22 protein-coding genes are annotated in these 11,825 nt (G+C 54.0%); 1 reads left to right on the forward strand and 21 read right to left on the reverse strand.

Annotation, left to right across the window (positions count from 1 at the left end; genetic code table 11):
• Nucleotides 1–62 precede the first annotated feature (62 nt).
• From SHIM_RS20205 to rplO, 8 genes are all read right to left on the reverse strand, one after another.
• Nucleotides 63–749: a hypothetical protein gene (locus SHIM_RS20205; RefSeq protein WP_152926562.1), complete on the reverse strand. Its 687-nt coding sequence runs from the start codon at nucleotides 747–749 to the stop codon at nucleotides 63–65.
• 108 nt (nucleotides 750–857) lie between these two features.
• Complete coding sequence (locus SHIM_RS14955) at nucleotides 858–1,097, reverse strand: hypothetical protein (protein WP_152926563.1); 240 nt, start codon at nucleotides 1,095–1,097, stop codon at nucleotides 858–860.
• Between the two features lie 125 nt (nucleotides 1,098–1,222).
• Nucleotides 1,223–1,624, reverse strand: coding sequence for a hypothetical protein (locus tag SHIM_RS14960; RefSeq protein ID WP_152926564.1), 402 nt, complete (start codon nucleotides 1,622–1,624; stop codon nucleotides 1,223–1,225).
• A 156-nt stretch (nucleotides 1,625–1,780) separates the two neighbouring features.
• Nucleotides 1,781–2,008 (reverse strand): hypothetical protein, encoded by a 228-nt coding sequence (locus SHIM_RS14965; protein WP_152926565.1) that lies wholly within the window; start codon nucleotides 2,006–2,008, stop codon nucleotides 1,781–1,783.
• A gap of 817 nt (nucleotides 2,009–2,825) precedes the next feature.
• The gene (locus SHIM_RS14975) at nucleotides 2,826–3,197 is read right to left on the reverse strand and encodes a hypothetical protein (RefSeq protein ID WP_054003487.1); all 372 of its coding nucleotides are present in this window, start codon (nucleotides 3,195–3,197) and stop codon (nucleotides 2,826–2,828) included.
• 72 nt (nucleotides 3,198–3,269) lie between these two features.
• Nucleotides 3,270–3,845 (reverse strand): adenylate kinase, encoded by a 576-nt coding sequence (locus SHIM_RS14980; protein WP_054003488.1) that lies wholly within the window; start codon nucleotides 3,843–3,845, stop codon nucleotides 3,270–3,272.
• Entirely contained in the window at nucleotides 3,842–5,206 is a 1,365-nt protein-coding gene (gene secY, locus SHIM_RS14985; protein ID WP_054003489.1) for a preprotein translocase subunit SecY, read from the reverse strand. The genes SHIM_RS14980 and secY overlap by 4 nt, the downstream gene beginning before the upstream one ends.
• A 107-nt stretch (nucleotides 5,207–5,313) precedes the next feature.
• On the reverse strand, nucleotides 5,314–5,787 hold the full coding sequence (gene rplO, locus SHIM_RS14990; protein WP_054003490.1) for a 50S ribosomal protein L15: 474 nt from the start codon (nucleotides 5,785–5,787) through the stop codon (nucleotides 5,314–5,316).
• 191 nt (nucleotides 5,788–5,978) lie between these two features.
• Between rplO and SHIM_RS14995 the strand changes: the two genes are divergently transcribed.
• On the forward strand, nucleotides 5,979–6,482 hold the full coding sequence (locus SHIM_RS14995) for an SMI1/KNR4 family protein (protein ID WP_054003491.1): 504 nt from the start codon (nucleotides 5,979–5,981) through the stop codon (nucleotides 6,480–6,482).
• 64 nt (nucleotides 6,483–6,546) lie between these two features.
• Here SHIM_RS14995 and SHIM_RS20030 read toward each other — a convergent pair whose 3' ends face one another.
• The 13 genes from SHIM_RS20030 to rpmC form a co-directional block, all read right to left on the reverse strand.
• On the reverse strand, nucleotides 6,547–6,762 hold the full coding sequence (locus tag SHIM_RS20030; protein WP_082358416.1) for a DUF1127 domain-containing protein: 216 nt from the start codon (nucleotides 6,760–6,762) through the stop codon (nucleotides 6,547–6,549).
• Nucleotides 6,763–6,866: 104 nt separating this feature from the next.
• Entirely contained in the window at nucleotides 6,867–7,076 is a 210-nt protein-coding gene (locus SHIM_RS15000; RefSeq protein ID WP_054003492.1) for a DUF1127 domain-containing protein, read from the reverse strand.
• 218 nt (nucleotides 7,077–7,294) lie between these two features.
• Entirely contained in the window at nucleotides 7,295–7,483 is a 189-nt protein-coding gene (gene rpmD, locus SHIM_RS15005; protein WP_054003493.1) for a 50S ribosomal protein L30, read from the reverse strand.
• 12 nt (nucleotides 7,484–7,495) lie between these two features.
• Entirely contained in the window at nucleotides 7,496–8,062 is a 567-nt protein-coding gene (gene rpsE / locus SHIM_RS15010) for a 30S ribosomal protein S5 (protein WP_054003494.1), read from the reverse strand.
• 115 nt (nucleotides 8,063–8,177) lie between these two features.
• A complete protein-coding gene (rplR, locus tag SHIM_RS15015) occupies nucleotides 8,178–8,540 on the reverse strand; it encodes a 50S ribosomal protein L18 (RefSeq protein WP_054003495.1) in 363 nt (120 codons plus the stop codon).
• A gap of 11 nt (nucleotides 8,541–8,551) precedes the next feature.
• Entirely contained in the window at nucleotides 8,552–9,085 is a 534-nt protein-coding gene (gene rplF / locus SHIM_RS15020) for a 50S ribosomal protein L6 (protein ID WP_054003496.1), read from the reverse strand.
• An 11-nt stretch (nucleotides 9,086–9,096) separates the two neighbouring features.
• Complete coding sequence (gene rpsH / locus SHIM_RS15025; RefSeq protein ID WP_054003497.1) at nucleotides 9,097–9,486, reverse strand: 30S ribosomal protein S8; 390 nt, start codon at nucleotides 9,484–9,486, stop codon at nucleotides 9,097–9,099.
• 12 nt (nucleotides 9,487–9,498) lie between these two features.
• Nucleotides 9,499–9,804: a 30S ribosomal protein S14 gene (gene rpsN, locus SHIM_RS15030; protein WP_054003498.1), complete on the reverse strand. Its 306-nt coding sequence runs from the start codon at nucleotides 9,802–9,804 to the stop codon at nucleotides 9,499–9,501.
• An 18-nt stretch (nucleotides 9,805–9,822) separates the two neighbouring features.
• On the reverse strand, nucleotides 9,823–10,383 hold the full coding sequence (gene rplE / locus SHIM_RS15035; RefSeq protein ID WP_054003499.1) for a 50S ribosomal protein L5: 561 nt from the start codon (nucleotides 10,381–10,383) through the stop codon (nucleotides 9,823–9,825).
• Complete coding sequence (gene rplX / locus SHIM_RS15040) at nucleotides 10,376–10,687, reverse strand: 50S ribosomal protein L24 (protein ID WP_054003500.1); 312 nt, start codon at nucleotides 10,685–10,687, stop codon at nucleotides 10,376–10,378. Before rplX ends, rplE begins: the two co-directional genes overlap by 8 nt.
• A 1-nt stretch (nucleotide 10,688) precedes the next feature.
• Entirely contained in the window at nucleotides 10,689–11,057 is a 369-nt protein-coding gene (rplN, locus tag SHIM_RS15045) for a 50S ribosomal protein L14 (protein WP_048863755.1), read from the reverse strand.
• Nucleotides 11,058–11,153: 96 nt separating this feature from the next.
• Nucleotides 11,154–11,384: a 30S ribosomal protein S17 gene (rpsQ, locus tag SHIM_RS15050; protein ID WP_054003501.1), complete on the reverse strand. Its 231-nt coding sequence runs from the start codon at nucleotides 11,382–11,384 to the stop codon at nucleotides 11,154–11,156.
• Nucleotides 11,385–11,398: 14 nt separating this feature from the next.
• A complete protein-coding gene (rpmC, locus tag SHIM_RS15055) occupies nucleotides 11,399–11,599 on the reverse strand; it encodes a 50S ribosomal protein L29 (protein ID WP_054003523.1) in 201 nt (66 codons plus the stop codon).
• Nucleotides 11,600–11,825 lie beyond the last annotated feature (226 nt).

Raw genomic sequence — 11,825 nt, forward strand, 5'->3', positions numbered from 1 at the left:
GAATTACGAGGGTTTCTGGGGGGTGTCAAGTGGGGGAAGGGGTTACCCTCATACCAAAAAACTCAGTAACACTGCACATTAGTCAGTTCCTTGTATAGCGGCCAATAAAACCGATAGATTGACGGGCAATGGCTTTCCCACAATAGCACGTCACGACGTTGGCCCACGAAGTCAAATGCCTTACGCCATTCGACTTCGTCGCCTTTTCTGACAACTCGCGCGGCTCCTGTTTTATCCAGCCAAATAAACAGAAGTTCAAAATCCGAACCATCCTCACCAGACCCGCCCCGCGTATACGCGCGCATGAAAAGCAAAACGGTCTCTTCACTTAGAGCCAAAACCATTGGCTTGCGTTTGGTATCCAGGTGAATGGGGTGGTCATCCAGCTCATAGTGGACGACAACTCCTCCCCTTTCTAACGATATGACTTCGCGCTGCAGTTCCCTCTTAAATGCCGGATTTATGCGCAAAACCTGAACTTTGATGCGCTCCATTGAAGACTGGTGATCAACACTTTGAGCACTCGAAAAATGAGGGTCGCGATACGGATACCCAAAAATTGTAGGTCCAGATGTAACCAGTTGTCTGGGCAACATGTACCTATCAACCGGCACCGTTAGCGGTATTCGCCCACCAGAAAAGTGTTCCATTGCGCCTGTTGTCGTTTTGTAACTCGTGAGCGCAGGCCACTTTGCTATTGCAAAGAGCAAGATGGGAACAAGAAAAAGGAGAAAAAACAGTTTCTTCATTGTCTGAAACAGGGTCCGTTGTGCTGTGACGAAACCTGTGAAGGCGCGGTCGACGATGAGAGTGCTGACACAACAAACGCCTTGCTCACCGCTCCACTTTCCCCTCTGTCAGCCTTTGAATTCAAGTGAACCGTCCCAAAGCATCCGGCGGTCCTCCGAGCTTTCATTAAACTGCCATCCAATCATCGCGCCGATCCTTGTGGTCGGATCAAAAGCCAACCAGGAAAACAAAAAGAACAGCGCCGCGACAAGAAGACGACCCCTGTGGGCACCGCGATAACAGAGGACCCCGATCAGCGCGCAGAGAACCGGAACCAACCACTTCGCCACAAACCAAATCAGGCTCACCTCGCCAGTGTTTGCAACGCTGACACTACAGATCAGCAGCCAAATGGCGTGGAGACACAGGCAGTAAAACGCGGCAATAAGCACCGCTTTTTGGTTTGACGAAATGGCTCTCGCCCATGTCAGCGTCATTCTTCGACCGCCACCGCAACGAAACCTTCTGACCGAAGCGCTTCCAAAACCCTCTCCACAAATGCCTCATGCCGCGCGGGGCTGGCTGGATGCGTCCAAATTTCCGTAGTTTCGCCGGTCGAAAGCTTCAAACGCTTATGCCTGCCAGTGGCCGGGGCATCCTTCAACGTCACCTCCCCGCCCATCGACCAACAGCTGTCCATGCTGTTCGGACATTCACGCGGATGTGCTTGAAACTCATCCATCCGGTTCAGCGCCCCGTACACGTCGGCTGAAGAAACATTCACGTCTACCCGAGAGATTTCGACCTCGGTTGTGAAATAAGTGGTGAACATGATCACGCGCGAGGCCGCGTAAAGAAACAGCGGTGTCCCAACGAGCAATACTACCAAAAACACGACCCCGGCTTTTTCAAGAGGGTCCTTCATAACGCATCCCCGATAGCCAAAAAAACCGTCGCAGGAGCGTGGACACCCAAACACGAGACGAAACCAATTGGACCTTGCACCGCCATTTCCGGCTTTCGCCCGCGTCCGAAGGCGCTTTCTGCGCACTCACTCAAAATAAAGCCCGCCTAGCATCACCCTGCAAAAAACTTTGACCTGCTGCAGATCGAGGGTTTCATGAAACTTGTCATACGTGGTCAGATAGGCACCCACGGCTTCGATATAGGCCGACGCCTCGGGGTACTCTACGTCCAGATCGCGCTGCGCCAACTTCGAAATGCGAAGCGACAAGTCTTCCGCCTCTCTCAACGACGAAATCCGGTCTATCTCATTCATTAACGAGTCACAGCTATCCACGTCATCGCCCCTTCTAAAGTTCGCAGGCTGTTGTTGAACGCATGGCATTTCTATGGTGTTTCACAAGACACCCCAAGCACCCGCCAATACGCCTCGCGAACCGACTGATGCACATTCGCACACTGTTCGCGCCAGTATTTGTGGTGTCTTCCAGAACGGATAGCCGAAACGGTTTTCTCACCAGTGGCGTTAATCAAATCCACTTCATGCACGACATGTCCGCCATCAAGACGCAGCTCCAAAACTATGGGAACATAGTCCCAAGAGCTGTTTGTGGGATCCGACAACAAGGGCTGCATAAAAACCCACACCCGATCTTGCCCATGTGAGAGAATAATCGGTGGTGATACCAGAGACAGATCAACCAGAAACGGGTCAACATCAAAGGTCCGCACGTCGCTACCAATTTTAAGGACACAACTTCGCGTTCCAAACCCACATCGAACGCTTGATTGACCTTCAGGGTTTGTACAGCAAGCAGCCCACCGTTTAGACGCGTTTCTTGGAATCCCGTGACGCGAAAGTGTGGGTCCCGGTAATACGAGCCCAAAAAAGTCGGTCCCTTCACCACAAACTGACGGGGGATTGGATACCATTGAAGACCGACCTCAATTTCCGGCGGCGTTCGACCCTCCTTTGTCAGGCGCGTCGAGTTCGACGAGATCGACAGATAGTCCCGATAAATGAATAGGGTCAGCAATACGACAATGCTCCCTAAAACCACTTTGCGAGTCATGCAATTTTCCATTTCGCAAGTCGGTTTCCGAACCTAACAAGTGAGAGACATGTGCCCATTCTACACGCTTCCAAAATTCAATCTCTCAAGGTGAACTTGATAGCTTGCTGGCGCCGCCAAAATCATAGTCCGTCGTAGATCATCATCGATCTCTACACCGTCAATAAAGCTCTCAACGAAGTAACACTGGCTCCCCGGGTCACGATACAGTTCTTCCCTGAACCGCTCCAGAAACGTCCGTCTGGCGGGGCCGTCGAGCGAAGTTTGAAGGAAACGTCCCAAAGCCTCATGGCCAATTGTAAAAGCCCGATCCGCCAAAACACCCTCGTAACCGTCCAAATGTGAACAAGCCACGTCGATCTGCTCGGCACTCATAAACCCTTCTCGGATCAGCAAAGCTGCGAAGAATTCGAATGTTTCGCTTTCACCCACACTCTGGCCCCCAAACAAAAACGGAGCGCCCCAAGGCGCTCCGCTCAATACATCCAGAAGATGAGTGTCAGGTCAACCCAACACGCCCGCAATCGAGGCCTCAACCTCATCCATCGACGCAAGACCGTCAATCGAGGTCAGATCACCTTTGGCGTGGTAATACCCAATCAGCGGCGACGTCTGCTTGTAATACGCCATCAGGCGCACTTTCAGGCTTTCGGCGTTGTCGTCCGCACGGGCTGTGCCGCCTGCGGCAACCGCTTCTGCGGCGCGACCAACGATGCGGTCCACAAGAACCTCGTCGTTCACCTGCATCTCGATCACAGCGTCCAGCGTCTCGCCGCAGTCCTCAAGCAGGGCCGCCAGAGCGTCGGCCTGTGCCAACGTGCGCGGGAAGCCGTCAAAGATAAAGCCGCCCTTCTTGTCGCCCTCAAGCTGCTCACGGATCAGGCCGATCACGATCTCGTCGGTCACTAGCTCGCCACGGTCCATAACCTCGGCCACGCGCTTGCCCATCTCTGTGCCAGATGTCTTCGCGGCGCGCAGCATGTCACCGGTAGACAGCTGGATCATGTCACGTTTTTCAACGAGACGACCAGCCTGTGTGCCTTTACCGGCACCAGGTGGGCCAAGCAGGATAATATTCATCGACGAGCAGCTCCCTTGCGTGCGCCGCGCTTTTTACCTTTGCCGCGCAGCTGCGATTTTTCGATCAGCCCTTCGTATTGATGGGCCAGCAGATGGCTCTGGGCTTGCTGGATGGTGTCCATAGTCACCGACACAACAATCAGAACCGACGTGCCGCCAAAGTAGAAGGGAATCGAGAACTGGCCACGCAGAATTTCAGGAAGGAGACAAACTGCCGCAAGGTAAGCGGCGCCAAGCACCAGCACGCGGTTAACCACGTACTCCAGATACTCAGCAGTGCGCTTGCCTGGACGAATGCCCGGAACAAAGCCGTTCTGATTCTTCAGGTTGTCCGCAACCTCATCAGGTTTGAAGCTGACGTTGAAGGTGTAGAAATAGGCGAAGAACACGATCATCGCAGCAAAGAACAACAGATAGAGCGGCTGACCGGGGCCGAAGTAGGCCAACAGCGTCGACATTATCGGGCCAGTCTGGCTGCCGGAGAAGGTCGAAATTGTGGTCGGCAACAGCAACAGAGAGCTGGCGAAGATCGCCGGAATAACGCCTGCCGGGTTCACTTTGACCGGCAAGTGGCTGGACCCACCGTCATAGACTTTCATGCCAACCTGACGGCGTGGATACTGAATATGGATCTTACGCAGGGCGCGTTCCATAAAGACCACAAAGGCAATCGTCGCGATGACCATTATAATCACGCCAACAATCACAAAACCGCTGATCGCGCCGGTGGTGCCCTGATAGAAGAACTGCGCCATCGCAGCAGGCAGTTCGGCAATGATGCCAACAAAGATGATCAGCGAAATACCGTTGCCCAGACCACGCGCGGTGATCTGCTCACCCAGCCACATCAGGAACATCGTGCCGCCAACCAGCGTCACCATACAGCTAAAGCGGAAGAACAGGCCAGGATCGGTGACCAGATCGCCAGCTTCGAGGCTGACGGCGAGGCCGTAGGACTGCAGAATCGCCAGACCCACCGTGCCGAAGCGCGTGTACTGGTTCATCTTCTTGCGGCCCTGCTCGCCTTCTTTCTTGAGTTGCTCAAGATAAGGCACCATGGAGCCCAGAAGCTGCACGATAATGCTGGCCGAAATGTATGGCATGATGCCCAGAGCAAAGATGCCCATACGTCCCAGCGCGCCGCCGGTGAACATCGAAAGGATGCCGCCAATGCCCTGTGCCGCGCTCTCCATGAACTCACGAAGCGCGATACCGTCAATGCCGGGCACCGGAATCCATGTGCCGAGGCGATAAACGATCAAAAGCGCCAGCGTGTACAGGATGCGGTTGCGCAGGTCGGTGGCTTTTCCAAGTGCGGCCCAGCTTGTGTTGGCCGCCATTTGCTCTGCTGCAGATACCATTAGGATCTCTCTGTGACTAAAAACGCCGCCAAAACCGTTTTCCGGTTTGGCGGCGTTTGGAAAACTTGGAAGTTTATGTAAGCGGGTATTCGCCCGCTCACAACCTCTTATTCAGCCGCTGGCGCGGATTTGACCGTCAGAGAGCCGCCTGCTTTTTCCACAGCGTCCACAGCTGCCTTGGAAGCACCGGTCACTTCGATGGTCAATTTGGCGGAAACTTCGCCTTTTGCCAGAACACGGATGCCGTCTTTTTTGCGACGGACCAGACCGGAAGCAATCAGCGCGTCCTCGGTGATCGCAGCTTTGGCGTCCAGTTTTTTCTCGTCGACGAATTTCTGGATCAGACCCAGGTTTACAACGGCAAATGCCTTGCGGTTCGGCTTGTTGAAGCCGCGCTTAGGCAGACGTTGGTACAAAGGCATCTGACCGCCCTCATAACCGTTGATAGCCACACCCGAACGGGATTTTTGACCTTTGATACCACGGCCACCCATCTTACCTTTACCGGAACCGGGACCACGGCCAACGCGCATACGTTTCTTGGTTGCGCCTTCATTATCGTGAAGTTCGTGCAGTTTCATTTCGCTTCTCCTTGCCGGAACTGACCCACGAAGCGTAGTCGGGTCAAACACGGCTTTTCTTGGTTTTGATTCTATGGTCAGAATGACCACTGGGCGCGTATAGACGGGTTGGCGCAAAGGTTCAAGCGTTGAGAGGTAATCAGAACCGAGGCGTCAATGACCTGAAAAAGGCTACACACTCGAGGAAACCCATGTCAGCGCTCCAAGTCTTTGCAGACAGGTGGTCCGTTCCCAACTACCCACCGGAGAAAGTGTTCCGGCCAGAACTTGTCGGTCTGGAAGCCGAGATTGGTGTTCGTCTACCAGAAGACGACCTCCAACAAGTGCTATCCACCGGTTTGCCGCGACCAACAACCGACCTCTGGGATTGGGTCGACAAACGTTCCTTCTGGAACCGGCTCAGCGAGCGAACGGGGTGGAAAGTTCTGCTCTTGTTTGCGACAGAGGTGCCACATATCTCCGACTTCTTTTCACCACCAGAAGTCCTTCAGGCCCTCAATTGGCGCGGTCGGGGAATGCCTGACCGCCTTGTCCCATTTGCCAACGATAGCCTAGGAAACCTGATTTGCTTTAGCTACCCAGACATCTCTAACGGTGAACCCACAATGCCGTCTGTAGTGATCTGGGATCACGAATTCGGACAGGTTGAAGCCTTAGCAGAAAACTTCACAGAATTTTTGAGGCTTTATCTTTAGGCATCCAAAACAAAAAAACGCCCCCGCAAAGCGGAGGCGCTGAGCATTCGTCAACCTGAGTGGCTCAGCCGCGCATAGCGGCGTCTCGTGCCACGTCATGGATGTTGTAGCGCGACACGCCAATGTCATCCAACTCGCGGTCGGTCATGCTGTTAAGCTGACGCACAGTTGCGTTGTGTTTGATCCGTACGAGGCAGGCATTCTTGTTGGATTGCCATAGCTCGATAAAGCGGGCCATCAGGGATGGTGTCGTACGTACTGTCTGGTCGATAAGTGCCATTGTCGTGTCCTTGTTTTTCTCTTGCTCGACCCTGCACGCCCCCCTTGGAACGGCAAAGCCTCAAGCAACTGCCTGAGGCTTTGTTGCGGTGTTGGTCGAATGTCTTAGATTGCGCTCTGACGAGCGACGGTGATGATTTCGCTTCGGGCCAGACCGATGTCTGACAGTTCGTAATCAGTCAGTGTCGACAATTCGCGAACGGTCTTCTTGAAAGCTTTGGCGCGTGCGCGATTGATACGGAAATCTTCGATAGCGTGCTGGATGTGGCCAACGAAATCGACGGGTTCAATATGAAGTGCGGGAACATGTTGCATTTTCTAAATCCTATAAGCTCCGGTGCGCCACTCCGGGCCAAGCGCGTTTGTTTAAATCATGCAGGTCAAATAAGCTGACTAATTAAGCAAACAACGTCTAAAACTGCATCTCCGTTATGCAGTTTATGCATGGGGCGCTTTGTGTGCGTGCAGCCCAACGAAAAACGCCCCCGCAAATGCGAGGGCGTTTCCCAATGTCTTCAAAGCGTTACCGCTTATTAGTCGCGCTCTTCGATGATCTCAACCAGATGCGAAATCTTGTTGACCATGCCGCGGACAGAAGGTGTATCTTCCAGCTCACGGGTGCGGTTCATCTTGTTCAGGCCCAGGCCCACGAGTGTGGCGCGCTGGTCTGCGGGGCGACGGATCGGGGAGCCGATCTGTTTTACAACGATGGTTTTAGCCATAACTCAGTCTCCTTACGCGTCTGCGGTTTCGGAAGGTGCTTCATCCTTGCGAAGGATGTCGGCAACTTTCTTACCACGACGTGCGGCAACCTGACGTGGGCTGGCTTCTTTGTTCAGCCCGTCCATGGTTGCGCGGATCATGTTGTAGGGGTTCTGCGAACCGAGCGATTTCGAAACAACGTCTTTGACGCCGAGCATTTCGAAAACGGCACGCATTGGACCACCCGCGATGATACCGGTACCTTCCGGTGCGGTACGCATAACCACTTTACCGGCGCCGTGACGGCCTTCCATGTCGTGGTGCAGGGTACGACCCTCGCGCAGAGGCACGCGGATCATCTGGCGCTTGGCTTGTTCAGTGGCTTTACGAATGGCCTCAGGGACCTCTTTCGCTTTACCTTTGCCAAAGCCAACCCGGCCTTTTTGGTCACCGACAACAACCAGTGCTGCGAAGCCAAAGTTCTTACCACCTTTGGTGGTTTTCGAAACACGGTTGATCGCAACTAGGCGATCAGAAAATTCCGGTGTCTCATCTTCGCGGTTGCGACCGCGACCCCGGCGATTATCACGTTCTGCCATTTGGCATTCCTTTATCTACTGGCGCGTGGCGCCCTTTATCTCGATCCCAGTGAGGCCCAACCAAGGCCGGACCTCCCGGATCATCGGGGGGACGTTGCCGTCCCCCACAAGTTGCTTATACGCTCAGGCCGCCTTCACGCGCAGCTTCGGCCAAGGCCTTCACTTTGCCGTGGAAGAGGAAACCACCGCGGTCGAAATAAGCTTCGCTCACGCCGGCTTTCTTGGCACGTTCGGCAATCGCGGCACCCACTTTGGTGGCTGCTTCGATGTTGTTTTTGCCGATTACGCCAAGATCCTTTTCGAGGGTCGAGGCCGAGGCCACGGTGACGCCATTGCGATCGTCGATCAGCTGAGCGCTGATGTTCTTGTTCGAACGGTGTACCGAAAGGCGCATCTTGCGATCGCCATTGACCTTGCGAAGTTTGTTCCGGACGCGCAGGCGGCGCTTGAGGAACAGTGTCCGTTTGCTGTTTGCCATCTGTCTGGTCCTTACTTCTTCTTACCTTCCTTGCGGAAGATATACTCGTCTTTATACTTGATGCCTTTGCCTTTATAGGGCTCGGGCTTACGCCATTCGCGGATGTTCGCCGCGACTTGGCCTACAAGCTGGTTGCTGGTACCCTCGACAATGATCTGCGTGGGCTTCGGTGCGGTCACGGTGATACCGGCCGGCACGTCGAAGTTCACTTCGTGCGAGAGACCGAGCGACAGCTTCAGGGTATTGCCCTGCATCTGTGCACGATAACCAACACCGTTGATCTCGAGTTCTTTCTTGAAGCCCGAAGTCACACCGGTCACCATGTTAGAGATGACAGTGCGAGACATACCCCATTGTTGACGTGCACGCTTGGACGAGCCGCGCGGTGTCACAGTCACAACGTTGTCTTCTACCGCAACAGTGACATCGTCAGTTGCAGTGAAAGACTGGGTGTCCTTCGGACCTTTGATTTCGATGGTCTGGCCGGAGACAGAAGCGCTAACGCCGCTGGGCAGCTCGACCGGTTTTTTACCAATACGAGACATAACAGCTCTCCTTAGAAGACCGTGCAGAGTACTTCGCCGCCAACTTTGTTGGAACGAGCACTTGCATCCGACATCACACCTTTAGAGGTGGAGACAATCGACACGCCCAGGCCCTGACGGACCGTTGGGATGTCATCGACGCCCATGTAAACGCGACGGCCAGGTTTGGAAACCCGAGCCAATTCACGAATAACAGGAGTGCCTTCGTAGTATTTCAGGCTGATTTCGAAGGCCGGGTGGCCGTTCTCTTCAGATGCTTCATAGCCGCGGATGTAGCCTTCGTCGGCCAGCACATCCAGAACCCAGCCGCGCAATTTGGAAGCAGGTGTGGAAACCACCGACTTGCCGCGCATCTGGCCGTTGCGGATACGGGTCAGCATATCACCGATAGGATCGTTCATAATACTCTCTCCTTACCAGCTAGATTTGACCATGCCGGGGATCTGACCTGCAGAACCCAGCTCGCGCAGCGCGATACGGCTGACCTTCAGCTTACGGTAGTAAGCGTGAGGACGACCGGTCAGCTGACAACGGTTGTGAAGACGAGTTGCCGAGCTGTTGCGCGGCAGTTTGGCCAGTTTCAGACGCGCTTTGAAACGCTCTTCCATTGGCTTGGACTCATCGGCGGCGATTTCTTTCAGCTCTGCACGTTTGACTGCGTATTTCGCAACCAGACGTTCACGCTTCTTTTCGCGTTCGATCATAGATTTTTTAGCCATGTCTAATCCTTCCTGCGCTTATGCGTTGAACGGCATGTTGAAATGCTTCAACAGGCTCTTCGCTTCAGCGTCGGTGTTGGCATCGGTGGCGATGACGATATCCATGCCCCAGTTTTCGTCGACTTTATCAAAGTCGATTTCTGGGAATACGATGTGCTCTTTCAAGCCGGTGGCAAAGTTGCCGCGGCCATCAAAGCTCGGGTTCACACCACGGAAGTCGCGGATGCGAGGCATCGCAATGGTGATCAAACGATCGAGGAATTCGTACATACGGTCGCCGCGCAGTGTTACTTTGGCGCCCATTGGCATGCCTTCGCGAACGCGAAAGCCGGCAATGGAGTTCTTAGCAACAGTGGTCAGTGCTTTCTGGCCCGCAATAGCGGTCAGATCAGCCTGCGCCGACTTGGCTTTTTTGCTGTCTTTCACGGCTGCACGGCCACAGCCGATGTTCAGCACGATCTTTTCCAGCTTCGGGATCTGCATGTCGCTTTTGTAACCGAACTCTTCTTTGAGAGCGGCGCGGATGGAATCCGCATAAAGCGCCTTCAGACGCGGGGTGTAGTTTGCGGTATCAAGCATCAATCACGTCCCCCGTGGTTTTGGCAAAACGCACTTTCTTGTCGCCTTCCATACGGAAGCCAACGCGTGTTGCTTTGCCATTTGCGTCCAGCAGAGCCAGGTTAGACAGTTCGATCGGCATCGCCTGAGGGATGCGACCGCCCTGATTGGTCTGGCTTTGTTTGGTGTGGCGGATGGCGATGTTGATGCCTTCCACAACAGCTTTACCGGCTTTGGGGTCAACAGAGGAAATCGAGCCCTCTTTGCCTTTGTCCTTACCGGCCAATACGACGACTTTGTCGCCTTTTTTCAGCTTAGCAGCCATCTTACAGCACCTCCGGCGCGAGTGAGATGATCTTCATGAAGTTCTTGGCGCGCAGCTCACGAACAACTGGGCCGAAGATACGAGTACCTACAGGCTCATTGGCATTGTTCAAAATAACAGCCGCGTTGCGATCAAAACGGATCGCTGTGCCATCTTCACGACGGACTTCTTTAGCGGTGCGTACGACGACGGCCTTACGGACGTCACCTTTCTTTACGCGACCACGTGGTATGGCTTCCTTAACCGAGACAACGATAACGTCGCCTACGGATGCGTACTTACGCTTGGAACCACCCAGAACCTTAATGCACTGAACACGGCGAGCGCCGCTGTTGTCAGCAACATCCAGGTTGGTTTGCATCTGGATCATGTGGTTTCTCCCGACCTATGGGGCGCCGATGCGTGGCGAGATCCCCAGGGTTTCGACTAACTGTTAAGTCTAGTCGCTTTGGGAGCCTTGCGGCTCTTAAGCTTCCAGAACTTCCCAGCGTTTGGTTTTCGAACGCGGAGCGCATTCGATAATGCGAACATTGTCACCTACTTTGTAGGCGTTGTTCTCATCGTGAGCCCGGTACTTTTTGGACTTACGAATGGTTTTCTTCAGAACCGGGTGCGTAAAGCGGCGCTCTACGGAAACGGTGACTGTTTGTGCGTTGGCATCCGAAGTAACGGTGCCAGTCAGGATACGTTTGGGCATCTATCAGGCTCCTATTATTCTGCTGCCGACTTGGCTTTTTCGTTCAGGATGGTCTTAACACGTGCAGCGTTACGACGCGCTTCACGGATCAAGGCCGGGTTTTCCATTTGGCCAGTAGCCTGTTGGAAACGCAGGTTGAACGATTCTTTTTTCAGATTGGCCAGCTCTTCACGAAGCTGATCCGGCGTTTTTTCACGCAGTTCGTTGGCGTTCATCGCCTCTTCCTTTCTCATACACCAGAAGGCCCCCGGGTTATATGCAGGGTTACCTTTTGACCTGATGGACAAATGATAAAACACACGAATCCCGTAACAACAGAATCCGCGAGATGGAGCCATATACGGTCCACACTCAGAAATGGCAAGCGGTTGTTGGCGTTTTAGTTGCGTTCTGCCTCGCAAGGCAAGTGTGCCGCCCCTTTTAGGAGCGGCACCTCATGTG

The organism is Shimia sp. SK013, from assembly GCF_001292625.1.
Lineage (GTDB): Bacteria > Pseudomonadota > Alphaproteobacteria > Rhodobacterales > Rhodobacteraceae > Shimia.

Coding starts and splice junctions, on each gene's coding strand:
- SHIM_RS20205 (WP_152926562.1), bottom strand. CDS start 749: ATGAAGAAACTGTTTTTTCTCCTTTTTCTTGTTCCCATCTTGCTCTTT.
- SHIM_RS14965 (WP_152926565.1), bottom strand. CDS start 2,008: ATGAATGAGATAGACCGGATTTCGTCGTTGAGAGAGGCGGAAGACTTG.
- SHIM_RS14980 (WP_054003488.1), bottom strand. CDS start 3,845: ATGAATATTATCCTGCTTGGCCCACCTGGTGCCGGTAAAGGCACACAG.
- secY (WP_054003489.1), bottom strand. CDS start 5,206: ATGGTATCTGCAGCAGAGCAAATGGCGGCCAACACAAGCTGGGCCGCA.
- rplO (WP_054003490.1), bottom strand. CDS start 5,787: ATGAAACTGCACGAACTTCACGATAATGAAGGCGCAACCAAGAAACGT.
- SHIM_RS14995 (WP_054003491.1), top strand. CDS start 5,979: ATGTCAGCGCTCCAAGTCTTTGCAGACAGGTGGTCCGTTCCCAACTAC.
- SHIM_RS20030 (WP_082358416.1), bottom strand. CDS start 6,762: ATGGCACTTATCGACCAGACAGTACGTACGACACCATCCCTGATGGCC.
- SHIM_RS15000 (WP_054003492.1), bottom strand. CDS start 7,076: ATGCAACATGTTCCCGCACTTCATATTGAACCCGTCGATTTCGTTGGC.
- rpmD (WP_054003493.1), bottom strand. CDS start 7,483: ATGGCTAAAACCATCGTTGTAAAACAGATCGGCTCCCCGATCCGTCGC.
- rpsE (WP_054003494.1), bottom strand. CDS start 8,062: ATGGCAGAACGTGATAATCGCCGGGGTCGCGGTCGCAACCGCGAAGAT.
- rplR (WP_054003495.1), bottom strand. CDS start 8,540: ATGGCAAACAGCAAACGGACACTGTTCCTCAAGCGCCGCCTGCGCGTC.
- rplF (WP_054003496.1), bottom strand. CDS start 9,085: ATGTCTCGTATTGGTAAAAAACCGGTCGAGCTGCCCAGCGGCGTTAGC.
- rpsH (WP_054003497.1), bottom strand. CDS start 9,486: ATGAACGATCCTATCGGTGATATGCTGACCCGTATCCGCAACGGCCAG.
- rpsN (WP_054003498.1), bottom strand. CDS start 9,804: ATGGCTAAAAAATCTATGATCGAACGCGAAAAGAAGCGTGAACGTCTG.
- rplE (WP_054003499.1), bottom strand. CDS start 10,383: ATGCTTGATACCGCAAACTACACCCCGCGTCTGAAGGCGCTTTATGCG.
- rplX (WP_054003500.1), bottom strand. CDS start 10,687: ATGGCTGCTAAGCTGAAAAAAGGCGACAAAGTCGTCGTATTGGCCGGT.
- rplN (WP_048863755.1), bottom strand. CDS start 11,057: ATGATCCAGATGCAAACCAACCTGGATGTTGCTGACAACAGCGGCGCT.
- rpsQ (WP_054003501.1), bottom strand. CDS start 11,384: ATGCCCAAACGTATCCTGACTGGCACCGTTACTTCGGATGCCAACGCA.
- rpmC (WP_054003523.1), bottom strand. CDS start 11,599: ATGAACGCCAACGAACTGCGTGAAAAAACGCCGGATCAGCTTCGTGAA.